This is a genomic window from Streptomyces sp. NPDC047049 (assembly GCF_040643995.1).
Lineage (GTDB): Bacteria > Actinomycetota > Actinomycetes > Streptomycetales > Streptomycetaceae > Streptomyces > Streptomyces mooreae.
On record NZ_JBEYVM010000005.1, the window covers coordinates 410,600 to 435,363 of the forward strand.

The window sequence follows — 24,764 nt, forward strand, 5'->3', positions numbered from 1 at the left end:
TAGGGCGGTATCCCGCTCGTCAGCAAGCGCGGGCCCAGCCCCAGCCCCAGGGGCGGGCGCAGGCACAGGCACGGCGCCACGGCCTCACCACCCCCCGTGCTCCTCCCAACGGCTGAGGAGATGGTCCGGTGACTCCTCTTCCGGGGACTGGGCGTCGGGGGCGATCGCCTGGCAGGCCCAGATCGTTTTGCCCCTGGGGGAGTAGCGGGTGCCCCAGCGCTCGGCGAACTGCGCGACGAGGAAGAGGCCGCGGCCGTTCTCGTCGGTGGCCTTCGCCTGGCGGATGTGCGGGGAGGTGCTGCTGCCGTCGGAGACCTCGGAGATCAGGGTGGCGCGGGTGTGCAGGAGCCGCACGTGGATGGGCTCGGCGCCGTAGCGAATGGCGTTGGTGATCAGTTCGCTGAGGATGAGCTCGGTGCCGTAGGCGATGTGCTGCAGGCCCCAGTCCTCCAATCGGCGGACGCAGGCGTTGCGGACCGGACCCACCGCCGCCGGGTCGCGGGGGACGTCCCACTCGGCGACGTCCGCCGGGTCCAGCTGCCGTGTCCGGGCCACCAGCAGCGCGACATCGTCGGCGGGCCTGGCGGGCAGCAGCGATTGCATGACGGCGGCGCAGGTGTCCTCCGGCGTACGGCCCGGTCCGGCGAGGGCCGCACGCAGTGCCTCCAGCCCCGCGTCCAGGTCGCGGCTGCGGCTCTCGATCAGCCCGTCGGTGTAGAGCACCAGCCGCGAGCCCTCCGGCAGCGACAGCTCGGTGGACTCGAAGGGCAGGCCGGTGCTCAGGCCCAATGGCGGAGAGACGGGAGGGTGCAGGAACTCCACCGTTCCGTCGGGGTAGGCCACGGCCGGCGGCGGATGACCGGCGGTGGCCGCGGTGACCCGCCCGGAGACGGAGTCATAGATGACGTACAGGCAGGTGGCGCCGGTGATCGACGGGCCCTCGCCGTTGTCCTCGTCCTGGACGTCGAGATGGGTCACCAGCTCGTCGAGGTGTCCCAGCAGCTCGTCGGGGGAGAGGTCCAGGGCCGAGAAGTTGTGCACGGCGATGCGCAGCCGGCCCATGGTGGCCGCCGCGTGCACGCCGTGGCCGACCACGTCGCCGACGACCAGCGCCACCCGGGCGCCGGGCAGCGGGATGACGTCGAACCAGTCCCCGCCCACTCCGGCCCGGGCGGGGAGATAGCGGTGCGCCACCTCCAGGATGTCCTGGTCGGGCAGGCCGCGGGGCATCAGACTGCGCTGGAGCGTCATCGCCATGGTGCGCTCGCGGGTGTAGCGCCGGGCGTTGTCGATCCCCACCGCGGCCCGCCCCGCCAGCTCCTCGGCGAAGGACAGGTCCTCGTCGTCGAAGGGCGGAGTGCCCCCCGACCGCCAGAAGTCGACCAGTCCCAGCACCACCCCCCGGGCGCGCAGCGGTACGACCGCCAGGGAATGCACGCCGTGCTCCAGGATGCGCCGGGTGCGTTCCGGGTCCTGCGACCGCCAGGCGGACGAGCCGGCCAGGTCCGGCTCCATCAGCGAGCGGACCCGGTCCCGGTGTGCGCCCACCGGGGTCTTCGGGACGAACCGGATCAGCTCGCCGACGGGGTAGAGCGGATGGTCCGGCGCCAGGCCGGCGAGGGCCGCCCGGCGCAGCTCGGTAGCCGCCGCGGCCGGCTCCTCGCCCTTCAGGACCGGGTCCAGCAGCTCGACGGTGACGATGTCGGCGAACCGGGGGACCGCCACCTGCGCCAGTTCCTCGGCCGTGCGCACGACATTGAGCGTGGAGCCGATCCGCACCCCGGCGTCGTAGAGGAGCCGGAGCCGTTCCCGGGCCACCTCGGCGCGCCCCGACAGCCACCTCAGTTCGGTCGTGTCGCGCAGGGTCACCACGCTTCCCTGGCGAGCCCCGTGGGCGGTGGTGGACCGCTTGTTGAGGGCCAGCAGTCGGTCCTGGGCCAGGTACACCTCGTCGGTGGCGCTGCGGTCCGACGCCAGGAGTCCGGCGGTGCGGTGGTCCAGCCCCAGGTCGCCGACGTGGCGTCCCTCCGCTTCCGCCGGCAGGTCCAGCAGCCGCCGTGCCTCGTCGTTGGCCAGCAGCAGCCGCCCGTCGCGCCCGACGATGAGGACACCCTCCCGTACCGCGTGCAGGACCGCATCGTGGTGCTCGTACATCCGGGTCATCTCGGCCGGTCCCAGACCGTGGGTCTGCCGGCGCAGGCGACGGCTCACCAGCCCCGCGCCGCCTCCGGCGAGTGCCAGTGCCACGACGGCGGTGCCCAGGAACATGGGCAGCTGCCGGTTGACCGACTTCTGCACCTTCTCCACCGTGACCGGCGCGGCGACGAGGGCGACGACCCTGCCCGAGGCGTCCTTGACGGGGGCCGCGGAGACCACGGAGAGGCCCAGGGCGCCCTGGAAGGTCCGGGTGAAGGGCTTGCCCCGGGCGGCCTCGGCATACGGGCCGATGACGTGCTTGCCGATCTGCCGCGGGTCGCTGTGGGTGAGGGTGATCCCGTCGAGCTTGTACACGATGAGCGCGTCGACGCCGGAGGCCTTCCGGGCCGCCTCGGCGAGCGGTTGGAGCTTCGCGGACGGATTGTCGCTGTTCAGCGCCTCCTGGAGCCCCCAGGAGTGCGCGAAGGACTCGGCGGCGGCGAGCGTGCGGTGCCGGGCGTCGGTCATGGTGTCCCGCCGGGCCTGGACGACGAGGGCGACCACCGCCGCCGCGACCAGCAGCACCACGAGCACCAACTGGAGGAGGAAGACTTCCCGGGCGACGCTGCGCGTGGTCAAGGAGGGCCGTGTGTACTGCGGACCTCCGCCACTCGCGGGGCGTTCGCCCTGCGGGGAACCGCCGGTGTCCGAGGGGCCGCCGGCCTCTGCGGGGCCACCGTTCCCTGCGGGGCCGCCGCCCCCTGTAAGACCGCCCTCTCCCGTCGGATCTCCGGCCTCCGCTGCGCGTTCGCCCTGCTGGTCGTCGCCGGTGCTGTCCCCGGCAGGGGGCGTGCCCGGAATGGCGGAACGGCCGGGCGCGCGGCTCAGCCAACGCCGGAATCGACCCGGATTTCCGCTCATGCTCCTTATTTATGCTGTATTGCCCGAGGGTCGGCAAGGCACGCTACGGCAGTTGCCCCACGGGGGCGGCGAGAGGCCGCCGGGCTGTGGCCGCGCCGGCCCTCGCCGTGCTGCTCAGGCCTTGGTGTTCTGGGGTGTGCCGGGACGACGGCCCCATGCCGAGATGGTGACTTGCGGGATGTCGATGAACGCCGGGTCTTTGAGCAGGGTGGCGAACTCGGCCAGGTCGGCCTCGGTGACCAGGCCGTCGGCAAGAAGGGCGGGAGCGGCCTGGGTGATGAGCGGGAGCCAGCGGTCCTGGCCGAGTCCGCCCATACAGCCGAGGTTCCCGGCGAAGGCCACCTCGGTCAGTGCGTTGCGGGCCAGGAGGGCGGGGAGGGCCCGGGCCCAGGTCATGTCGGCGCCGTGTTCGCGGTAGGTGCGCTGGTAGGCGTCGAGGATGCGCTGGACCACGGGGAAGGGCGAGGTGTCGGCCGGCAGGTGATACGGCTCTTCGATGAGGAGCCAGCCACCGGGGGCGAGCCAGTCGGCGGCCCGCGCGACCATCCGGTCGCGGTCCTGGAGGTGGCAGAACAGGTAGCGGGCGTGGATGAGGTCGAAGCTGCCGGGTGCGTAGTCCTCGCGCGTGATGTCGGCTTCCTGGATCTCCAGATTCGCGGCCCGGCTCGCATCGAGGTGGCGGGTGTCGAGATCGGCGGCGACCACGCGGCCGTCCGGACAGCGTCCGGCGAGCCAGTAGGCGATGGAGCCTGTACCCGCGCCCAGTTCCAGGCAGTTCCAGGACGATTCGATGGGAAGGCGGTCGAGAACGCCGGTGGTGAAATCGTCGACACCGCGTTGGATGGACTCCAAGCGGTCACGTTCGCGGTCGGCGTCATTGCTCAACAGGCCGCTGTTGTACGGGGTGGTGGCGGGCTGCTGTGTCATGGGTGCGCCTTTCTCGTACTCGGGTGAGTAGCCGGGGTGTGTGGATGGCGTCGGTCGGTCGGTCGGTCGGACGGCCGGACGGTTGGTCGGACGGACGTGGCGAGGCCGGAGGTGGCGGCGGGCTGTGTCCCCTCCGGAGCCGGTGGCGCAGGGCCGCCGACCTGCGTCGATCCTGGGCGACGGCTGTGCGGCTCTGCGGCTGTGCTGCCCCGCGGCCCGCGACCCCGGAGTCACACGGTCAGCAACTGCTGGCGAGGCCCGATGGCGCGCTCGCCCACCGCGCGCAGGGCCGCCCAGATGGTGGCCTGGTTGACCGTGACGACGGGCTTGCCGAACTCCTCCTCCAAGGGGGCGATGAGGTCGTAGGTCGGCAGCGCCGTGCAGCTGATGAACACGGCGTCGGCCTGCGGGTGGATGCCGGCCCGGACCGCCGCGGTCACCTGCTCGTAGGACACATCGTAGATCTCGTGGACGGAGCCCAGGCCGAGATCGGTGAGGGACAGCACCTCCAGACCCTCGCCGGTCAGGTACGCGTGCAGTCGCCTGCCCACCGGCGGCTCGTACGGATGCACCACGGCGACGCGCCGCGCCTCCAACGCGCGCAGGGCCGCCACCACCGACCCGGCCGCGGTCAGCGCCTGCGGGGCACCCGCGGTGCGCATGGCCGTGCGCAGCGCCCGTTCGCCGGCGGCGCCCCCGACGAAACTGCACGCGGTGCAAAGGTAGGTGACGACCCGGGAGCCGATCGCGCAGACCTCACGGGTGGGCCGGTCCACGCAGCCGGGGCGGTTGAGGGACGAGACCAGTTCGAGGTTGTCGGAGAACGTCACAGGGTCGGTACGCGCGATGAACAGCGACACCGCCTCCGGCGCCCAGCGCCAGATCTCCCGGTCCCGGTCGAAGTCGAACGAGGCAACCACCCCCACCCTGGACCGGGGGTGCGGGACGGGCGCACCCTGCGCGTGGTTCAGGCCTGTCACATCCGCGTAGTTCGGGTCTGTCACATCCACCATGGTCTCTCACCTGTGGGGCGAACGGGGCCTCGGTGGCATTCTGGGTTCGGGCCGGCTGGGCGGCGGCTTCGGAATCAAGTCGCCTCGCAGAGCGCGCACTTCGCGTGCGACCCGGATCCCTACCCCGGTGTGCGATGTGCTGTATGCGCTCTACAGTGAGGCCCGATGACACTCCTACACGTTCATGATTACGGGGGCGATGGCCCTCAACTGGTGCTCCTGCACGGTTACGGAAGGTCGCTCGCCGACTGGGACGCCTCGGCCGCCCTGCTGACCTCCGGTCACCGTGTGCTCGCCATCGACCTTCCCGGACACGGCCGCTCTCCCGCTCTCTCCCCCTGGTCCATCCCCGCCGTGGTGCGGCACATCACGGACACACTCGACGCGCAGGGCGTGCCGGAGGCCGTAGTGGTGGGCCATTCCCTCGGCGGACTGGTCGCGGTCGAGTACGCCCGGGCGGAGCCGGACCGTACCCGAGCCGCCGTGAATCTCGACGGCTTCTGGTGGGAACGCGAGTACCCCGACGCCGACCGGGTGAGCGAGGGACTGCTGGCGTCGGCCGGGGCCATCGCGCCACCCGAGTACATCGAGGAACAGGTCCTCAACTGCGCCCGGTTCGGGATTCCCGCGGACCGGGCGGAGCCCGCTGCCCGTGCGGCCGCACGCCCGTTGCCCGACGGCACGTGGCAGACGCTGCCGGAACGGCCGGCGGCGCTGGAGATCGTCGACGAACTCCACAGGCTCGGGGCACCCGGTGTCGCCGCATGGCTGGACGGGGTCGACCGCCCGCTGCTGCTGGTACAGGCCGGCCGACAACTGCCGCCTGTGCCCGGCATGGAGTGGTTCGATGACTTCAGGTCCCGGTTCGCCCGAGAGGTCGCCGACGAACTGTCCGCGCTCTCCCGCGCCCGGCCGACGGTCAGCGTCGAGCGGATCGACGCCACTCATCCCATGACCATGGAGACTCCGGAAGCGGTGGCGGCGGTGGTCGCCGGGTTCGTTCGAGGCCTGCCCGGCTGAAGCACCCGGCACGGTTCATGAACCGCGCCTTCGCGCGGTTGCCTGCTGCTCGCATGCGGACGTGAAGAGGCCCCGTTGGCCTGTGTGCACAGACCAACGGGGTGCCCTTCGGATGGGCCTTCCCGGCGTGGCCGGTCAGGACAGGATCTCGACGTACCCGTCGGTTCCGTGTACGCGGATCCGTTGCCCGTCCCGGATCAGACGGGTGGCTTGCTCGACGCCCACGACGGCCGGCAGGCCGTACTCCCGGGCGATCACCGCGCCATGGGTCATCAGGCCGCCCACCTCCGTCACCAGGCCCGCGACCGCGACGAACAGCGGCGACCAGCTGGGGTCCGTGAAGGTGGTGACCAGGATGTCGCCCGCTTCGAGATCGGCCTCCGCCATGTCGAGGATGACGCGGGCCCTGCCCTCGATGGTCCCGGCGGAAACCGGCAGACCGGTCAGGGCGCAGGCCGGCACGTCGTCGCGCCGGTACGCCCCGCTGAAGGCCTCGCCGTCCGAGGTGAGGACCCGGGGCGGGGTGAGCGCCTGGTACGACCGGAAGGCGTCCTTGCGCTGCTGGATGAGCCCGTCAGCCACCTGGTGCGAGCGCACGACGTCGTGGAGTTCCTGGAACGTGAGGTAGAAGATGTCCTCCTTCTCGGGAAGCACGTCGGCCTGCACCAGGCGCCCGGCCTCCGCCAGCAGGGCCTGCTTGTAGACGAAGTAGCGGCTGACGATGCCGTACTTCGGGTACTCCCGGTACCCGATGAAGGTTCTGACCCGGTCGATCATCCGCTTGGCCTCGTCGGCTTTCCGGTCCCCGTCCGGCAGAGCACGCAAGCGTGACAGCACGTCCTGTTCCTTCTTCCACGCCTTCTGCCGCCCTTGCTCGAAGCGCCGCTCGGCGGCGCCCGGTTCGAAGTTCCTGACGTTGTCGAGGATCACGGGGACGAGCGAGGTGGGGCGCTCGCGCCATCGCGGCCTGGTGATGTCGATCTCACCGACGCAGCGCATGCCGTACCGGTCGAGGTAGCCCTCGATGGCGTCGCGCGCCTCGGTCCCGCCCGCGAGCTTCGTCAGCTCGTCCAGGAAGGCGCCGTCCAGCAAGCCCCCGTCCAGGGCGCCCTGCAGGAACGCCACCACCTCCGACTGCGGGCGGATCACGTCCGCGACGTCGAGCAGCGCCAGTCCCATTTCCGACGTGACGTTGCCGGGGGCGGACAGCGTGAGCGTGTCAGCCGCGTTCTTCTCGCCCAGCCACTCCTGCAGCTTGTCGTTGAGCCACCACGTGGCCTCCATCCCTGCCATGATCGCCTGGAAGTTCAGCGGGTCGCTGAGGACCCGCTTGTGCTCCTCGAAGGCCTCCAGCAGGAAGTCGAACAGCGCCGGTCCGGTCTTCGTCCGGATGTCGCGCTCCAGCGCCGCGATGGATGCCTGGCTGCGCTCGATCAGCTCGGTGACAACGGCCGGATCGGTCTCGATCGGAGCGGGCGCACCGCCGGCCGGCGGCCCGCCGGGACCCGCGTCCGGGAGCGACGGGACGAAACCGTCGCGGTCGAGGACGGTCTCCAGCGCGTCCCTGACCAGTGGGTCGCCTCTCCCCATGAGGTCCAGCAGGCCGGCGCGGCTCGCGGGCGAGGACAGGCGCCGGGTGACGTCGACGAACAGCCTTCCGGCGGCCTCGTGCATCGGCACCATGGCCGTCAGCTGCCACATGGAGAGCCCCAGGGGCTTCATGGGGTCGGTCATCATCTGCTGGTGGCCGACGGAGACGAAGACGTGGTTCTCCTGGTCGCCGGTCTCGGGGATCGGGAACAGCGTCGTGATCGGCCGGCTCTGAACGATCTGGAAGTCGTCGTCGACCAGGCACCATTCGATGTCCTGCGGGCGGCCGAAGTGGGCCTCGATCCGTCGCCCGAGCTGCACGAGCCGCACGGCCTGCGCATCCGTCAGCGCCGGCTGCTCCTGCCGCTGTGCGTCGATCGCCACTTCTCGCGTACCACCGGCCGGCAGGGCCTGCACGGCGCGCTGTTTGGCGGCGATCGCCTTGGTGACGACTTCGCCGTGTCGCACCGTGAAGACGTCCGGGTTCACCAGGCCGGAGACCAGGGCCTCGCCGAGGCCGAAGCCGGCGTCGACGGTGGCCACCTTCCGGTTGCCGGTGACGGGGTCGGCCGTGAACAGGACGCCGGCCGCATGCGGGAAGACCATCTGCTGCACGACCACGGCCATGTGGACCGTGCGGTGGTCGATGCCGTTCCGCTGCCGGTAGGTCACGGCCCGCTCGGTGAACAGCGAGGCCCAGCACCGGCTGACGTGCCGGAGGACCGCCGCCGGCCCCACGACGTTGAGGTAGGTGTCCTGTTGGCCGGCGAAGGAGGCCGTCGGCAGATCCTCTGCCGTCGCGCTGGAGCGGACGGCGCAGGCGCTCTGTTCGCCGAGCCGGACGAGCCCGCGGGTGATCTCCGCAGCGAGATCGCCCGGGATGGCGATGCCTTCGATGGTCCGGCGGATCTCCGCGCTGAGCGTGCGGATCGCCTCGCGGTCGTCCGGGTTCAAGTGCGCCAGCTGATCGAGCCGATCGTCGATCGACGGCGCTTCCGCCATGATCCGCCGGAAGGCGTCCGTCGTCACGCAGAAGCCGCCCGGTACGCGGATGCCGTCGATCCGTGACAGCCCGCCCAGGTGCGCGCCCTTGCCGCCGACCACCGCGACCTGCGTCTCGTCAGCCTCGTGCAGATCCCGCACGTACTGCTCGATCATCGCGATGCCTCCGTGGCGGTCGTGTCCCGCTGCACTGCGCCGGCCGATCGCCGCACCGGCGCCTCCCGCTTCGCCGACCTTCTTGTCAGGCATGTCCTCGTCTCTGTCCCCCCACTGGTTCGACGCCACCGCATCCCCCCATACGTCGACAACTCACGCACGCCGTGCCCCCATTTCCGCAGGTTGTGGTCTCGGCGGATGATTTTGCGCCACCCCCTGGGCCTTGCCGCAAGCCCCCCGGTGCGCTATACGTTAGGAGTGGCAAGGAGAGAGTTCTCCTTGCCTTTTCTCTTGGCCGTCACCGCGCGCACCGGCGAACGGCCCACGCCGAACCCCCACCTGCCGCCCGGGGCGGTTGGCGCCGCCGTGGAGGCGATGAGGCGCCGTCTACGTCGGAGGGTCCCCGGGCCGTCGTTCGGCGGCGGCCATGAGCCGCCCGGCCAGGTCTCCGAGCGCGTCGCGCAGTTGGTCGGGGCTGTGGACGGTGAAGGGCCATTCCAGGGAGGCGAGCAGGCGGGCCACGCTGTCCAGCCGTGCGGCCTGTGCGCGCATCAGTACGCCGGAAGACGTGGCGGTGAGGGTGACGATCGTGCGGGGCAGCCGGCGCGCGACGTCCTCGAAGGGACCCTCGATCAGTACCTCGACCCGCCACGGCGCGGGGGTCCGGGCCAGGGATGCGGTGAGGTGGGTCACCGGGTCGAAGCCGTCGGGGGCGGTGAACGTTGCCGCACCGGGCGTGGCGGAGGCGATCCGGTCGATGCGGAAGGTCCGCAGGCCGTCCCGGAGGTGGTCGTGGCCGACGAGGTACCAGCACCCGGAATGGAAGACCACGCCGTACGGGTCGACCTCGCGCTCCGTGTGTTCCCGGTGCCAGTCGCGGTAACGCAGGCCGACGGTGTGACCGGAGTGGCACGCCTGCGCCAGGGTCAGCAGGACGCCTGTTTCGGGAGCCTGCGCGAGCACGGTGTCGGTGGTGAAGGACAAGGTGTCCCGCATGGCGGCCAGCGGTGCACGCAGCGGATCCGGGAGTACTCGCTCGATCTTGGCAAGGGCGCCGGCGCCGGCCGGAGCGGTGGTGCTCATGCCCAGGCGGTCCCCGGCCAGCAGCCCCAGCACGATCACGAGGGCTTCTTCGTTGGTGAGCATCAGCGGTGGCATCCGGTAGCCGCGGGCCAGGCGGTAGCCGCCGAAGCGGCCCCGGCCCGATTCCACCGGGAGGCCCAGCTCGCGCAGGCGTGCCGCGTAGCGCCGCACCGTGCGCACATCGGTCCCCAGACGGTCCGCCAGCTGTGCACCGGTCAGGCCCGGCTGCGTCTGGAGGAGTTCCAGCAGGGCCAGTACACGCGTCAAGGGATATGACATGGATCACTCGGCATTTGAGGGCGGAAACTGTCCTGTTGGGACTCTACTCTCGCCGCAACCCCTTAAATGCAAGGAGAAACCGCATGGCTACCTTCGTACTCGTCCCTGGTGCCTGGCTCGGGGCCTGGGCGTGGGAGGACACCGCGCAGGCGCTGCGGGAGCGCGGCCACCGGGTGCTGCCGATGACGCTCACCGGCCTGGGCGAACGCTCCGCCCTCGCCACCCCGGAGGTGGGCCTGGACACGCACATCGACGACATCACCGCGTTCGTCGTGGAGCAGGACCTGCACGAGGTCACCCTCGTCGCGCACAGCTATGCGTCGGTTCCCGTCACCGCCGCCGCGGTCCGTCTCGGGACGCGCCTGGAACGTGTCGTCTATCTGGACAGCGCTCCCTTTGCCGAGGGAACGAGCCTGCTCGACGTCATGCCGGACGACGTGGTGAACCGACTGCACCAGCAGGTTGCCGAGCACGGAGACGGCTGGCGGCTGCCCTTGCCGCCCGTCGGCCTGCTCGGCGCGTTCAGCTCCCTCGAAGGGCTCGACGAGGACCGGCTCGACCTCATGCGCACCCGGGCCACGCCCCAGCCCTTCCGCACCTTCGAACAGCGGCTGACCTGCTCCGGAGAGCTCGGCCCCGACGTCGACCACGTGGTGGTCGCCTGCAACGATGCCCAGGCCCTGCTGGATGCCGGGATACCGGAGCTGGCCTTCCTCCACCGGTCACCGTGGCGGCGCTTCCACCTGCCCACCGGGCACTGGCCCATGCTGTCGACGCCCGTCGGACTCGCCCGGACCCTCGACACCGTTGTCGCTACCGGACACTGACGGGCGGGCAAGGTCTGCCCCCCTCGCGCGGCCGGCGTTCCCAGCTCAGCCCGCGGTGCCGCCGACGGCGTTCATGTCGAGGTCCCAGTCCAGCTGGCGGGTCAGGGTGTCGTCGCCGGGGCGCCGAGGGGAGGGTGCCCCGCCGGTGCGAGAGGGGGCGGGGCGGGTGCCGCGCGAGATCTCTCCGCTGGCGGTGATGTTGTGCTCCACGCGGGGGCGGCGGTGCGCCTCGTAGAGGGCGAGCGCGCTGTCCGGGTCGGGCGTGTCCCGCAGGGACTTGGCGAGGATGACGGCGTCCTCCAACGCCATCGAGGCCCCTTGCCCCGTCGCGGGCGACGCCGCGTGCGCGGCATCACCGATGAGCAGCGTCCGCCCGGAGCGCCAGGGGGTTTTGGGCGGGATCTCGGTGGCGTTGGTGGCCATGATGCCGTCGGTGGAGGCCGCGACGATGCCCGCGGCGGGGGTGGCGTCCTTGCCCAGCAGCTCGACGAGTCGCTGCCGCCAGCGGGAGGGCGTGGGGTGTGCGAGTTCATCGGCGGGGAGGGCTGGACCGGCGACGCGCGCGAACCAGTACGTCTCCCCGGCCGGCGAGACCGCGTAGCCGACGGCGGCACCGCTGCCCCGCACCATGGTGATGTGCCCCGTCTCCTCCGCCACCGGGGCGCTGTGCGTGTAGCCGTAGAAGACGCTCTGCCCCGCGTAGACGGGATCCGCGCCGGGCGCGACCGATTGCCGGACGGCCGAGTTCAGGCCGTCGGCGCCGATGAGCAGATCACCGGTCGCGACGCCGCCGTCGGCGAAACGCGCGGTCACCTTGCCCGGCCCGTTCTGCACGGACACCAGCCGCGCCCCGTGCGACAGCTCGATTCCCCGGCGCAAGGCCTCGGCCTGCAACGCGGCGTTCAACTCGCCACGGCGCAGGCACCGGTACCGCAGGGAAGCGTCGTCGGCCTCCCCGAGCGGCACCCGGGCCATCTCGGCACCCTGGTCGTCGAGCACCCGCATCGCGCGCAGCGGAAAGCCGAGCGCGGTGACCGCATCCGAGGCGTCGAGCTGCGCCAGTGCACGCATCCCGTTGCTCGCCAAGGTCAGGAACGCCCCGATGTCCTCGGCCGTGTCGGGATGCGCCTCGTGCACGGCGACGTCGAACCCTGCCTTGTGCAGGGCCAGAGCGGTCGCCGTACCGGCGATCCCGCCACCGATGACCAGTATGCGTGTCACGTGGTGCTCCATTCTCCGCGCAGGTCCCCCTCGGGCCTCCGGGTAAATGATGTACCCGGTCGGCCCGGCGTTTCAGGGATCTGCGGCCAATGGCTCGTGCACGCTGCGGGGTGTCCTTCGACGGACCCTCAGACGGAGGCCTTCGGGCGTGCGTCGTCAGGGGCGCCGGTGGGGCGCGGGGCGGCTTCGGCGACGGACGCAGCGCCGGTCAGGCCCCGTTCGTGGGCCCTGACCCCGGAGCGCACCGCCCAGAAGTAGAAGACCGGGGCGGTGACCGCGATCAGGACGGTGCCCAGCACGCCGGGGAGGATTCCGCGGCCGCCGAACTCCCGGCCGCCCAGCGCGGACACCGTGGCCGTCCACACCAGGAAGGTGATCATCCACCAGGCCGGAGCGAACAGCCGCAGCAGGCCCGCGCCGCGCCCGCCCCCGCCGGACGCCTCGCGGCCCTTTCCGAGCTCGCCCCGGCGCCACAGCACCAGCGCCGCGGCCGGCACGGCCACCAGCGTCAGCAGGGTGATCTTGCCGGTCTCCGGCCACTTCGACCAGTACAGCGCGCAGGCGGCGAAGGCGAAGGTGACCGGGCACAGCACCCCGGCGGCCGGCAGCCGGAAGGGACGGGGCAGGTCCGGGCGGGTCCGCCGCAGCACCCCCACCGCGATCGGGCCGATCAGATACGAGATGACCATGGCCGCCGACACCACGCCGGCCAGCGCCTGCCAACTGCGGCCGACGGTGAGCAGCAGCACCACGGAGAAGCCGAGATTGAGCCACATCGCGGGGCGGGCGGTGCCGTAGCGGGGGTGCACGGCCGCCAGCTTCCGGGGGAAGAACCCGGTCTCGGCGAGGTTGGTGACCATGTACGCGGCCGAGGCGACATTGGCGATGTTGGACCCGGCCGGCGAGATGAACGCGCCGAACTGCAGCATGGTGACCACCCAGTGCAGCATCAGCAGTTCCGCCAGGTCGGCGAACGGCGAGTTGAGGTTCACGCCCTGCCAGCCGCCGGCCCGCTCCAGCAGCTCCGGCGGCACCGCGCCGAGGTAGGAGATCTGCAGCGCCAGATAGATCACCAGGCCCAGCGCGAGCGCGCCGGCCAGGGCGAGCGGGATGGCCCGGCCCGGGTTCTTGGCGGCGCCGCCGAGATTGACCACGGCCTGGAACCCGTTGAAGGCGAAGACCACACCGCAGGTGGTGACGGCGGTGAGCACGGCCGGCCAGCCGTAGGGGGCGAAGCCGCCGTGGGCGGTGAAGTTCGAGGTGTGGAAGCCGGACCCGACGAGGGCGAGCACCGCGAGCACCGGGATGGCGAACTTGACCAGGGTGAGCACGGTGTTGGCGCGGGCCAGCAGCTGCACCGACCAGAAACAGGTCAGCCAGAGCGCGAGGGTCAGCACCAGCGCCACCGCCGTGCCGGAGAGGGTCAGCTGGTGGGTGCCCGGATCGACCAGGCCCTTCGCCCAGCCGAAGCCCCAGGACGTCATGTACTGGGTGGCCGCGATCGACTCGATCGGGATCAGCGAGGCGGTGGCGATCCACACCGCCCAGCCCGTGAGGAAGCCCAGGACCGGGCCGTGCGAGAGATGTCCGTAGCGGGCCATGCCGCCGGGGATCGGGTAGGCGGAGCCGACCTCCGCGTACGACATCGCGATCATGCCGATGAAGACGACGCCGATCACCCACGCGACCAGTGCCGCGGGGCCCGCCACCTGGGCGGCTGCGCCTGCTCCGAAGAGCCATCCGGAGCCGAAGATCGAGCCTATCCCGATCATGATGAGGGCGAAGAGGCTGAGCCCCTTGCGCTCGCCGGCGCTCATGTCCATGGGAGGTGTTGTCCGTCCTGGTGTTGCGCAGGCCCCCCGCACTGCCGAAGGGCCGCTGTCCGCTGCTGGCGACCACCCTATTTCCGGCCCGGTGGCGGGAATGCCGCTGCGCCGCGGGAAGACCACGCGGACCGGCCCCGGCAAGCCACGGGACCAAGGTCAACAGGCCCGGACCCATGGCCCGTTCACGCCCCGGCCGCTGCTCTCCGGCGGCCCGGGAGCCCCCGGCATGAGACGCGTCACAGCGAGGGCCGGGTCGGGGCCCGTCCGCGAGGAGGGAAGCGCGGGTTTCGAGGGCCCCGGCCCGGCAGCTGTACGCCGTCGGCCAGGTGGCACGGGCACCTGGCCGACGGCCGTCCGCGGTGCCTCAGTTGTTGACCACCTGGGTGGTGGTTCCGCTGGACGGCGCGTAGCTCACGTCGCCGTTGTAGTTGCCGGTGACGAGATGGGTGCCCTTCGGCAGGGGGCTGAACACCGCGCTGGCCCGGCCGTTGACCAGGGCCACGGTCTGGGGGGTGCGCCCGGCGAAGGCGAGGGTGACGGTCCCGGTGGGAGTGCCCGTTCCGGGAGCCACCGCGGTGACCGTCGCGGTGACGGTCACCGGATCACCCGTCGTCGAGGGGTTCGGCGTCGAGACCACGACCGTGGAGGTGGCCGCCTTGTTGACCATCTGGGTGTCGGTGCCGCTGGAGGCCGCGAAGCTGTCGTCCCCGCCGTAGGCGGCCGAGATGGTGAACGGGCTGCCCGTGGTGCCGGTGTAGGTGTGGGTGACGGTGGCGACCCCGCCGGACACCGGTGCGGTGGCGGAGCCGGTCCCGTCACCGAAGGTGAAGGTGACGGTGCCGGTGGGAGTGCCGGACGCGGCGGACACCGTCGCCCTGATGGTGACCGCCTGGCCCGACACCGAGGGGTCCGGGGTCGAGGTCACCGTCGTCATGGTCACGCTCTTGCTGAGGGTCTGGGTGTCGCTGCCGGTGGAGGCGGTGAAGTTGGTGTCCCCGTTGTAGGCGGCGGTGACCGGGAACGGGCTGCCGGTGCGGGTGGTCCAGGTGTGGGTGGTGGTGGCGACGCCGCCGAAGAGGGTGGCGGTGGTGGCGGTGGTGCCGTCGCCGAAGGTGAAGGTGACGGTGCCGGTGGGGGTGCCTGCGCCGGGGGAGACGGGGGCGACGGTGGCGGTGAGGGTGACGCTCTGGCCGACGGCGGAGGGGTCGGGGGCGGAGGTCACGGTGGTCGTGGTGGCGGCCTTGTTGACCGTCTGGGTGTCGGTACCGCTGGATGTCGCGTTATTGGTGTCCCCGTTGTAGCCGGCCGTGACGGTGTACGGGCTGCCGGACCGCGTCGTCCAGGTGTGGGTGGTGGTGGCGACGCCCCCGGAGAGGGTGGCGGTGGTGGCGGTGGTGCCGTCGCCGAAGGTGAAGGTGACGGTGCCGGTGGGGGTGCCCGCCCCGGGGGCGACCGGCGCCACGGTGGCGGTGAGGGTGACGCTCTGGCCGGTGACGGAGGGGTCGGGGGCGGAGGTCACGGTGGTCGTGGTGGCGGCCTTGTTGACCGTCTGGGTGTCGGTACCGCTGGAGGCGGTGAAGTCGGTGTCCCCGTTGTAGGTGGCCGTCAGGGTGTACGGGCTGGCGGTGCGGGTGGTCCAGGTATGGGTGACGGTGGCGATGCCCCCGGAGAGGGTGGCGGTGGTGGCGGTGGTGCCGTCGCCGAAGGTGAAGGTGACGGTGCCGGTGGGGGTGCCCGCCCCGGGGGCGACCGGCGCCACGGTGGCGGTGAGGGTGATGGGCTGGCCGACCACACCGGCGTCGGGGGCGGAGACCAGGGACGTCGCGGTGGCGGCCCTGCCGACCGTCTGGGTGTCGGCGCCGTGCGACGTCGTGTAGTTGGCGTCACCGTTGTAGGTGCCGGTGAGGGTGTACGGGCTGCCGGAGGTGCCGGTGTAGGTGTGGGTGACGGTGGCCGTACCGCCGGAGAGGGCGGCCGTGACCGGGCTCGTCCCGTCGCCGAAGTCGAAGGTCACGGTGCCGGTGGGGGTGCCCGCCCCGGGGGCGACGGAGGCGACCGTGGCGGTGAGGGTGGTGGGCTGGCCGGCCACGGTGGGGTCGGGGGAGGAGACCACGGCGGTGGTCGTGGCGGCCTTGCTGACGCTCTGGGTGTCGGTGCCGCTCGATGCCGTGTAGTTGGTGTCGCCGTTGTAAGTGCCGGTGAGGGTGTACGGGCTGCCGGCGGTGCCGGTGTAGGTGTGCGTGGTCGTGGCGAGGCCGTTGCTGAGGGGCGCGGTCACCGTGGGGCTGCCGTCGCCGAAGTCGAAGGTGACGGTGCCGGTGGGAGTGCCCGCCCCGGGTGCCTGGGCGGCGACGGTCGCGGTCAGGGTGGTGGGCTGGCCGGCCACGGTGGGGTCGGGGGAGGAGACCACCGCGGTGGTCGTGGCGGCCTTGCCGACGGTCTGGGTGTCGGTGCCGCTCGACGCGGTGAAGCCGGCGGCCCCGGCATAACTCGCGGTCGCGGTGAACGGCCCGCCCGAGCCGGTGTACGCGTGGCTGATCCGGGCCACCCCGCCGGAGAGCGGCGCTGTTGCGGCCGGTGTCCCGTCGCCGAAGTCGAAGGTGACGGTACCGGTCGGCACTCCGGCTCCCGGACCGACCGGCGCCACCGTCGCGGTGAGGGTCACCGGCTGGCCGGTCACCGACGGGTCCGGGGCGGTGACCAGTGTGGTGGTGGTCGCCGCCGGGTTCACGGTCTGGGTGTCGCTGCCGGCGGAGGAGCTGAAGTTGGCGTCCCCGCTGTAGTTGGCGGTGATGCTGTACGGGCTGCCGGTCGCGCTGGTGTAGGTGTGCGCGACGGTCACCGTACCGCCGGACAGCGGCGCCGTGATGGCCGCTGTCCCGTCCCCGAAGTCGAAGGTGACGGTACCGGTGGGCACCCCGGCGCCGGAGGGCATGGGGGCCACGGTGGCGGTGACGGTCACCGGCTGGCCGGTCACCGTGGGATCGGGCGAGGAGGTCACCGTCGTCGCGGTGGTGGCGGCGTTGGCCGTCACGGTGTGCGGGGCGGTGACGGTGGCGGCGGTGAAGTCGGCGTCCCCGCTGTACGTCGCGGTGACGGTGTAGGGGCTGCCCGCCGTGGTCGCATAGGCGTGGGTGGTGGTCGCGACCCCGGCCAGGACCGGAGCGGTGACCGGTGCGGTGCCGTCGCCGAAGTCGAAGGTGACCGTCCCGGTGGGCGTGCCCGCGCCCGGCGGAACAGCCAGGACCCGCGCGGTGAAGGTGACGCTCTGCCCGTCGGCGGACGGCTCCGGGGAGGCGGTCAGGGTCATCTCCGCGTCGGCCGGGCCCACGGTCTGGGTGTCGCTGCCGGTGGACGGGCCGAAGTCGCCGTCACCGTGGTAGGTGGCCGTGAGGGGGTAGGGGCTGCCGGCGGTGGTGGTCCAGGTGTGGGGGGTGGTCGCGCTGCCGTTGGTCAGCGGCACCGTGACCGGCGAGGTGCCGTCGCCGAAGTCGAACGTCACGGTCCCGGTGGGGGTGCCCGCCCCCGGGGCGACGGGCGCCACGGTGGCGGTGAGGTCGACGGACCGGCCCGGCACCGAGGGGTCGGGGGAGGAGGTGAGGGCGGTGCCGGTCGCCGCCGGGGTGACGGCCTGGGTTCCGGTCCCCTCGGACGCGGAGAATCCCGGGTCCCCGCTGTAGGTGGCGGTGACGGCGTAGGGGCTGCCGGCGGCGCCGGCCCAGGTGTGGGGGACGGTCGCGGCGCCGTCGGTCAGCGCCACCGCCACCGGGTCGGTGCCGTCGCCGAAGTCGAAGGTCACGGTGCCGGTCGGCGTCCCCGCGCCCGGTGCCACCGCCGCCACGGTGGCGGTCACGGCCACCGTCTGCCCGGGCACCGACGGGTCCGGTGAGGAGTCGACTACGGTCGTCGTCAACGCCTGCTGCACGGTGTGGGTGCCGGACCCCACCGAGGCGATGAAGTCGTCGTCGCCGCTGTAGCCGGCAGTGACCGTGTACGGACCGGCCGCCCCGGTGAAGGCGTGCACGGTCGTCGCCACGCCCTGGGTCACGGTCACGGTGACCGGTGCCGTGCCGTCGCCGAAGTCGAAGGTCACCGTCCCGCCCGGCGTGCCGGCTCCCGGGGCGGCCGGCGTCACCCGCGCGAAGAACGTCACCGGCTCGCCCGTCACCGACGGTTCGGGAAGTCCGCTGACGGTGGTGGTGCTCGCGCCCGGGGCGACGGCCTGTGTGGTGATGCCGACGGCGGGGGCGAAGTCGGCGTCGCCCTGATAGGCGGCGGTCAGGGTGTAGGGGCTGCCGGCCGTGCCGGCCCAGGCATGGGTGACGGTGGCGGTGCCGTCCGTCAGGGAGGTGGTGACCGACGGGGTGCCGTCCCCGAAGTCGAAAGTGACGGCACCGGTCGGGGTGCCCGCCCCGGGGCTGACCGCGGAGACCGCCGCGGTGACGGTGACCGGCCGGCCCGGCACCGAGGGGTCCGGGACGGAGCTGACGGTCAGGGTGCTCGCGGCCGCGGTGACGGTGTGCGAGCCGGTGGCCGACGTGGCAGTGAAGTCGGCGTCCCCGCTGTACGCCGCGGTGAGGACGTACGGGCTGCCCGCGGTGCCGGCCCAGGCGTGGGTCAGCGTCGCCGCCCCGCCGACGAGCGGCACCTCGGCCGGCGCCGTGCCGTCGCCGAAGTCCACGGTGATCGTGCCGGTCGGCGTGCCGGCTCCCGGTGCGGTCGCGGTGACCGTCGTGGTGACGGTGACCGGCTGGCCCGACACCGACGTGTCGGGCGCCACCGTGATCACCACGTTGGACGCCGCCCGGTCCACGAAGTGGTTCGTGGCGCCGGAGGAGGCGGTGAAGTCGGCGTCGCCGCCGTAGGCCGCGGTGACGGTGTAGGGGCTGCCCGCGGTACCGGCGAAGGCGTGCACGGCGGTGGCCACCCCGGCCACCACGGGCGCGGCCACCGGGCCGGTGCCGTCGCCGAAGTCGAACGTCATGGTGCCCGTCGGCGCGCCGGCGCCCGGAGCCGCCGGCGCAACCGTCGCGGTGAAGGTGACCGGCTGACCCGCCACGGACGGCTCCGGCGCGTCGCTGACCGTGGTCGTCGTGGCGTCCGGCAGCACCGTCTGGGCAGTGGTGGCAGCCGCGGTGGTGAAGTCGCCGCTGCCGTTGTAGACGACGCTGATCGCGTAGGGGCTGCCCAGGCTGGTGGTGTAGGTGTGGGTGAACAACGCGGCCCCGCCGGCCAGCGCCACCGTGGTGGGGGCCGTGCCGTCGCCGAAGTCGACGGTGACCGTGCCGTCCGGTACCCCCGCTCCCGGCGGCACCGCGGCGGCCGTCACCGCGACCGTCACCGGTTCGCCCACCACCGACGGGCCCTCACCGGTGGTGATCGTGAGCGCGGTCGCGGTCTGCACCACGGTCTGCGTCGTGCTGCCCGCGGAGGCGCTGAAGTCGGCGTTGCCGTTGTAGGAGGCCGTCACGGTGTAGGGGCTGCCACCGGTGCCGGTGTACGCGTGCACCACCGTTGCCAGTCCCGCGACCGCGTCGGTGGTCACGGCCGGGGTGCCGTCGCCGAAGTCGAAGGTGACCGTGCCGGACGGCGTGCCCTTCCCCGGGGGCACCGTGGCGACCGTCGCGGTCAGGGTGACCGGCTGGCCGGCCGACGACGGCTGAGGCGAGGTGATCACGAGGGTGGACGTGGCCGCCGGGTTGACGGTCTGGGCGTCGGTGTCCGAGGAACCGGTGAAGTTCGCATCGCCGTTGTAGACGGCGCTGACGGCGTAGGGGCTGCCGGTGGTGCCGGCGTACGGGTGGACGGCGACCGCTACCCCGTCGTCGACCGGTACCAGGACGACCGCCGTGCCGTCGCCGAAGTCGAAGGTGACGTATCCGGTGGGGGTGCCGGCGCCGGCCGCGCCGGACGCGACGGTGGCCGTGAAGGTAACCGGTTCGCCGGTCACCGAGGGGTCCGGCGCGGAGACCAGCGCCGTCGTCGAGCCGGCCTGGCCGACCGCCTGGCCGTCGACCCCGGACGACCCCGCGAAGTCGGCGTCACCGCTGTAGGACGCGGTCACCGAGTACGAGCCGGAAGTGGTGTACATATGGCTGGCCGTCGCCGTGCCACCGGCCAGCGGCACCACGACTGTCGGGGAGCCGTCGCCGAACGCGAAGGTGACGCTGCCGGTCGGGGTGCCCGAGGCCGGCGGGAGGACCGCGACCGCCGCGGTGAAGGTCACCGTCCCGCCGACGACGGACGGGTCGGGGGCCGAACTCACCGTCGTCGAGGTGGCCGACACGCTCATCGCCACGCTCTGCGCGGCCGTCCCGGCGGACGCCGCGAAGTCCCCGTCGCCGGCGTAGGACGCGGTGACGGTGTAGGGGCTGCCCGCGGTGCTGGTCCAGGCGTGGGTCACCGTCGCCAGGTTGCCGGAGACGGGGGCGGTGACGGTCGGGGTGCCGTCGCCGAAGTCGAAGGTGACCGTCCCCGTCGGGGTGCCGGCCCCCGGCGGAACGGGGGTCACCCGCGCGATCAGCGTCACGGTCTGGCCCACCGCGGCGGGCGTGGCCGACGAGAGCACCGTGGTGGTGGTCTCGGCCGGTGCGACGGTGTGCACGAGGGTGTCGTCGGACGGGGCGAAGTTCCCGTCCCCGCTGTAGTGCGCGGTGATCGTGTAGGGGCTGCCGGCGGCGCTGGTGTAGACGTGGGTGACGGTGGCCGAGCCGCCGGCGAGCCGTGCCGTGAGGACCGGGCTGCCGTCACCGAAGTCGAAGGTCGCCTCGCCGGTCGGGATGCCGGCCCCGGGCGCGACGGGGGAGACGGTGACCGTCACCGCCTCGCCGGTCACGGACGGGTCCGGCCCCGCGGTGACCGTGGTGACCGTGGCGGCCTGCTCGACGCTGTGCAGTGAACTCCCGGTGGAATCCGTGAAGTTGGCATCCCCGCTGTAGGTGACGGTGACCGCGTACGGGCTCTGTGAGGCGTTGGCGTAGGCGTGCGTGGTTCCGGCGGCCCCGTCGGTGAGGGGCACGGTGACCGGCGCGGTGCCGTCGCCGAAGTCGAAGGTGACGGTGCCGGTCGGGGTGACCGAGGACGCCGGGACGCCTTCCACGGTGGCGCTGAAGGCGACGGTCTGCCCGGTCACCGAGGGCGAGGGGGTGGTGCTCACGGTCGTCGTCGAGACGGCCTTGGTGACCACCTGGCTGTCCGCTCCGGCCGAGGGGTTGAAGTTGTCGTCGCCGCTGTAGGTCGCGGCGACCGTGTACGGACTGTCCGACACCTCCGGGTTGGGGTGGCTGAGTGTCGCCGTACCGCCCGTGACCGGTACCGTCACCGGCGGACTGTCATCGCTGAACTCGAAGGTCACGGTGCCCGTCGGCGAACCGCCGGCCGGCTCCTCGGGGATGACCTTGGCGACGAAGGTCGTCGACTGGCCCACCGCGGAGGGGTCGGGCGTCGAGGTCAGAGCGGTGGTGGTGTCGGCCGGCTGCACCGTCTGGGTCCCGGTGCCGGCGGACGCGGTGAAGTCGGCGTCGCCGTTGTAGGCGGCGGTGACCGCGTAGGGGGTCTCGGCCGCGTCGGTGTAGATGTGGGTGGTCTCCGCGGTGCCGTCGGTGAGGGCCGCGGTGACGGTGGGGGTGCCGTCGCCGAAGTCGAAGGTGACGGTGCCGGTGGGGGTACCGGCCCCCGGCGGGACGGCGGTGACCGCCGCACTGAACGTCACCTCCTGCCCCACCGTGGAGGGGTCGGGCGCGGAGACCACGGCGGTCGTGGTGCCGGCCGGCTGCACGGTCTGGGTGAAGGTCCCCACCGACGTGATGGTGTCGGTGTCGCCGTTGTAGGTGACGGTGACCGTGTACGGGCTCTGCGCGGCGTCGGTGTAGGTGTGCGAGGTGGCGGCGGCCCCTTCGGTGAGGGGGACGGTGACCGGTGCCGTGCCGTCGCCGAAGTCGAAGGTGACGGTGCCGGTCGGGGTGCCCGCGCCGGGCGGGACGGTGGTGACCGTCGCACCGAACGTCACCGGTTCACCCACCGCCGCGGGGTCGGGCGAGGCGGTGACGGCCGTCGTGGACGCGGCCTGACCGACCGTCAGTGCGGCCGTTTCCGTCGAGGAGGCGATGTTGCCGTCGCCGCTGTAGGTGGCGGTGACGGTGTACGAAGCCTCCGACGCCTCGGCGTAGGCGTGATCCACGGCCGCCACCCCGTCGGTGAGGGGGACGGTGACCGGTGCCGTGCCGTCGCCGAAGTCGAAGGTGACGGTGCCGGTCGGGGTGCCGGCTCCCGGCGGGACAGTGGTGACCGTCGCGGTGACGGTGACCGGCTGGCCGGCCACCGACGGGTTCGGCGCCAGGCGCACATCCGTGCTGGAGGCGGCCTGTTGGACGGTCTGGGTGTCTGCGCCCGCCGAGGCGGTGAAGTTGCCGTCCCCGCTATAGGCGCCGGTGATCGCGTAGGGGCCCTCGGCGGCGTCGCCGTAGGCGTGGGAGACCGTGGCGGCACCGCCGGTCAGCGGGGCGGTGACGGTGGGGGTGCCGTCGCCGAAGTCGAAGGTCACCGTGCCGGTCGGCGCCCCGTCCCCCGGCGGTACGGGGGCGACCCGTGCGACGAGGGTGACGGACTGCCCGGCCACCGAGGGGTCCGGGGAGGACAGCACGGTGGTGGTGGTCGAGGCCGCCCCGACCACCTGGGTGTCCGTTCCGCTGGACGAGATGAAGAAGACATCGCCGCCGTAGGAGACGGTGACCTCGTAGGGGGTCGCGGACGCAGTGGAGTAGACGTGGCTGACCGTCGCCGTGCCGCCGGTGAGGGCCGCCGGCACGGGTGCCGAGCCGTCCCCGAAGTCGAAGGTGACGGTGCCCGACGGGGTGCCGGTGGTGGGCGGAACCCCCGTCACCACGGCGGTGAAGGCGACCGCTTCGCCCACGACGGAGGGGTCGGGCGCGGAGCTGACCGCCGTCTGCGTGGGCGCCTGGTAGCCGAAGCCGCCGGACACGGTCACGCTGCCGCCCGCGGTGGTGATGACGAGGTCGGCCGGCCCCGGCGCCCCCGGGGGCGTCACCACCAGCAGCAGGGTGTCGGAGTAGGCCCGGAAGGACACCGCGGGCAGACCGCCGACGGTGACGGCGGTGACCTGGCTGAGGCCGGTGCCCGTCACCACCAGGGTGGTACCGCCCGCGATCGGCCCGGTGCCCGGGCTGACGCCGGTCACCGACGGCGCCGCGGCATAGGTGTAGAGCAGCCGGTTGCTCACCCCGCCGATGGTGGTGACGTAGACCGGGACGGTACCGGGCACCGCGACCGGGGGAGCGGTCACCAGCAGCTGCCCCTCGGAGACCGCGGTGGGGAAGGCGATCGCGTCACCGAAGTGCACCAGCAGCGCGGTGTTCAGGTTGGTGCCCACCAGCTCCACCACATTGCCTCCGCCGACCGGACCGGCGGAAGGGATGAGCCGCGAAAGGCTGGGCCAGTACTGGTAGAAGAAGTACCCCACGCGGGTGCTGCCGCCGGGTGTGGTGACGGTTACCGGGACCGCCCCGCTGCCCGCTGGGGTCACCGCGATGATGGTCCGGTCGTCGAGGACGGAGAAGCCGGCCGCCGGCCGGGTGCCGAAGTACACCGCGGTGGCGCCGGTGAAGTGGCGCCCGACGATCGTCACCAGGGTGCCGCCGCTGTAGGAGCCCTGGTCGGGGAAGATCCCGGACAGGCTCAGCAGTGCGGGCACGTCGGCCCGGCCGGCGAGGTAGGCCTGCCGTGGCTGTCCCGGTGTGCCGATCAGCTCCGATGCGCCGGTCAGGCCCGAGGCGCCGGGTGGTCCCGAGGCGCCGGCCGTCCGGGCCGGTGCGCCGGCCAGGACGTGCAGCAGCGTGCCGCTGTCGAGCGCCCTCGGGAGGTCCGCGCGGTCCACCGTGGTACGGAGCACCAGGTCATCCCCCGCCCTCCGCGCCACGAGCGGGACCGGGGCGCTCAAGGTGGGCACGACCTTGCGGGTGACCGGGTCGATGACGGCGATGCAGTTCCCGTCCCGGTCGGTGATCAGAAAGGGTCCGTTCGGGGGCGCCGGTGTCAGCATGAGACCGCCCTCGCTCGCGTCGTGCCTCCGATGACCGCATAGCCGGCTTTCGCATCGACGGTTTCCGCAGCGACGGTTTCCCCGGGGTGACGCACCACCAAGGGAGCCGGGACGAAGCGGAGCGGGGCCGGGCGTGCTCTCCCGGGCGCGTGGCGCGGGCCGGTGAGGTGCGCGGGGCGAACAGCATGCATGACGGCTCCAGACCAGCTCGCGGGCCGGCCGCAGTGGCGCACACGGGGGCGCTGACACGGCCGTTACCTGCATGCCTCAACGGAGGAGCACGCACGGCGCCTCGCCATGACGCACGAGACTCCGACACGGGCAGGACGCCATTCACTCCCCCGGAAAGGATGGGCGGCCCACCGGAATCGGACGGACCAAGTAACCCATTCCGGTGATGGCGAAGGCAACACTCCGAGCGCGAGGTCACCCGAAAGGCCGATCGCGCGGCGCGGTGTGTGCCGTCGCCATGGCCATTGCCGTGCCGGTCGCCGAAGCAGTGTCTCCGCCTCGGCCCCGTATACGGCCAAGTGACCGCCAGCCACGCCAACCACGCAGCACAATCAGCCAACACGCCATGGCAGACCTCGCCCGCCGCGACCCCGCCGTCCGCAGGGCCGACGTCCTGGAAAGGCCGCGTCGGCGTTGGGCGTGAGGCGGCGGGAGGCGGGATACACGGTGGAAATGGTCGCTACGGTGGCCGTCA

10 protein-coding genes are annotated in these 24,764 nt (G+C 72.5%); 2 read left to right on the forward strand and 8 right to left on the reverse strand.

Features of this window, described 5'->3' with window-relative positions; translation table 11 throughout:
- Positions 1–84 precede the first annotated feature (84 nt).
- The 3 genes from ABZ851_RS16170 to ABZ851_RS16180 form a co-directional block, all read right to left on the reverse strand.
- Positions 85–2,775, reverse strand: coding sequence for a SpoIIE family protein phosphatase (locus ABZ851_RS16170; RefSeq protein ID WP_361127227.1), 2,691 nt, complete (start codon positions 2,773–2,775; stop codon positions 85–87).
- 396 nt (positions 2,776–3,171) lie between these two features.
- Positions 3,172–3,984 carry a class I SAM-dependent methyltransferase gene (locus ABZ851_RS16175; RefSeq protein WP_361127230.1) on the reverse strand — a complete coding sequence of 271 codons (813 nt, stop codon included), beginning with the start codon at positions 3,982–3,984 and terminating at the stop codon, positions 3,172–3,174.
- 230 nt (positions 3,985–4,214) lie between these two features.
- Positions 4,215–4,997 (reverse strand): Asp/Glu racemase, encoded by a 783-nt coding sequence (locus tag ABZ851_RS16180; protein WP_361127233.1) that lies wholly within the window; start codon positions 4,995–4,997, stop codon positions 4,215–4,217.
- A gap of 165 nt (positions 4,998–5,162) precedes the next feature.
- Here ABZ851_RS16180 and ABZ851_RS16185 point away from each other — a divergent pair, with 165 nt between their 5' ends.
- Complete coding sequence (locus ABZ851_RS16185) at positions 5,163–6,017, forward strand: alpha/beta fold hydrolase (protein ID WP_361127236.1); 855 nt, start codon at positions 5,163–5,165, stop codon at positions 6,015–6,017.
- Positions 6,018–6,152: 135 nt separating this feature from the next.
- Here ABZ851_RS16185 and rph read toward each other — a convergent pair whose 3' ends face one another.
- Together rph and ABZ851_RS16195 are read right to left on the reverse strand one after the other, a co-directional pair.
- Positions 6,153–8,765, reverse strand: a complete 2,613-nt coding sequence (rph, locus tag ABZ851_RS16190; protein ID WP_361127370.1) for a rifamycin-inactivating phosphotransferase — start codon at positions 8,763–8,765, stop codon at positions 6,153–6,155.
- Positions 8,766–9,152: 387 nt separating this feature from the next.
- The gene (locus ABZ851_RS16195) at positions 9,153–10,115 is read right to left on the reverse strand and encodes a YafY family protein (protein ID WP_361127239.1); all 963 of its coding nucleotides are present in this window, start codon (positions 10,113–10,115) and stop codon (positions 9,153–9,155) included.
- Between the two features lie 95 nt (positions 10,116–10,210).
- On the opposite strand from ABZ851_RS16195, the gene ABZ851_RS16200 reads away from it, so the two are divergent.
- On the forward strand, positions 10,211–10,954 hold the full coding sequence (locus tag ABZ851_RS16200) for an alpha/beta fold hydrolase (RefSeq protein WP_361127242.1): 744 nt from the start codon (positions 10,211–10,213) through the stop codon (positions 10,952–10,954).
- A gap of 45 nt (positions 10,955–10,999) precedes the next feature.
- Here the strand turns inward: ABZ851_RS16200 and ABZ851_RS16205 are convergent, their stop codons facing one another.
- The 3 genes from ABZ851_RS16205 to ABZ851_RS16215 form a co-directional block, all read right to left on the reverse strand.
- On the reverse strand, positions 11,000–12,175 hold the full coding sequence (locus ABZ851_RS16205) for an NAD(P)/FAD-dependent oxidoreductase (RefSeq protein ID WP_361127245.1): 1,176 nt from the start codon (positions 12,173–12,175) through the stop codon (positions 11,000–11,002).
- Between the two features lie 128 nt (positions 12,176–12,303).
- Positions 12,304–13,998, reverse strand: coding sequence for an APC family permease (locus ABZ851_RS16210; RefSeq protein ID WP_361127248.1), 1,695 nt, complete (start codon positions 13,996–13,998; stop codon positions 12,304–12,306).
- 367 nt (positions 13,999–14,365) lie between these two features.
- The gene (locus ABZ851_RS16215; protein ID WP_361127251.1) at positions 14,366–24,058 is read right to left on the reverse strand and encodes an Ig-like domain repeat protein; all 9,693 of its coding nucleotides are present in this window, start codon (positions 24,056–24,058) and stop codon (positions 14,366–14,368) included.
- Positions 24,059–24,764: the final 706 nt, after the last annotated feature.

What these genes read in the sequence shown, in the direction of transcription:
- ABZ851_RS16175 (WP_361127230.1), bottom strand. Translation starts at nt 3,984, where the DNA reads ATGACACAGCAGCCCGCCACCACCCCGTACAACAGCGGCCTGTTGAGC.
- ABZ851_RS16180 (WP_361127233.1), bottom strand. Translation starts at nt 4,997, where the DNA reads ATGGTGGATGTGACAGACCCGAACTACGCGGATGTGACAGGCCTGAAC.
- ABZ851_RS16185 (WP_361127236.1), top strand. Translation starts at nt 5,163, where the DNA reads ATGACACTCCTACACGTTCATGATTACGGGGGCGATGGCCCTCAACTG.
- rph (WP_361127370.1), bottom strand. Translation starts at nt 8,765, where the DNA reads ATGATCGAGCAGTACGTGCGGGATCTGCACGAGGCTGACGAGACGCAG.
- ABZ851_RS16200 (WP_361127242.1), top strand. Translation starts at nt 10,211, where the DNA reads ATGGCTACCTTCGTACTCGTCCCTGGTGCCTGGCTCGGGGCCTGGGCG.
- ABZ851_RS16210 (WP_361127248.1), bottom strand. Translation starts at nt 13,998, where the DNA reads ATGGACATGAGCGCCGGCGAGCGCAAGGGGCTCAGCCTCTTCGCCCTC.
- ABZ851_RS16215 (WP_361127251.1), bottom strand. Translation starts at nt 24,058, where the DNA reads ATGCTGACACCGGCGCCCCCGAACGGACCCTTTCTGATCACCGACCGG.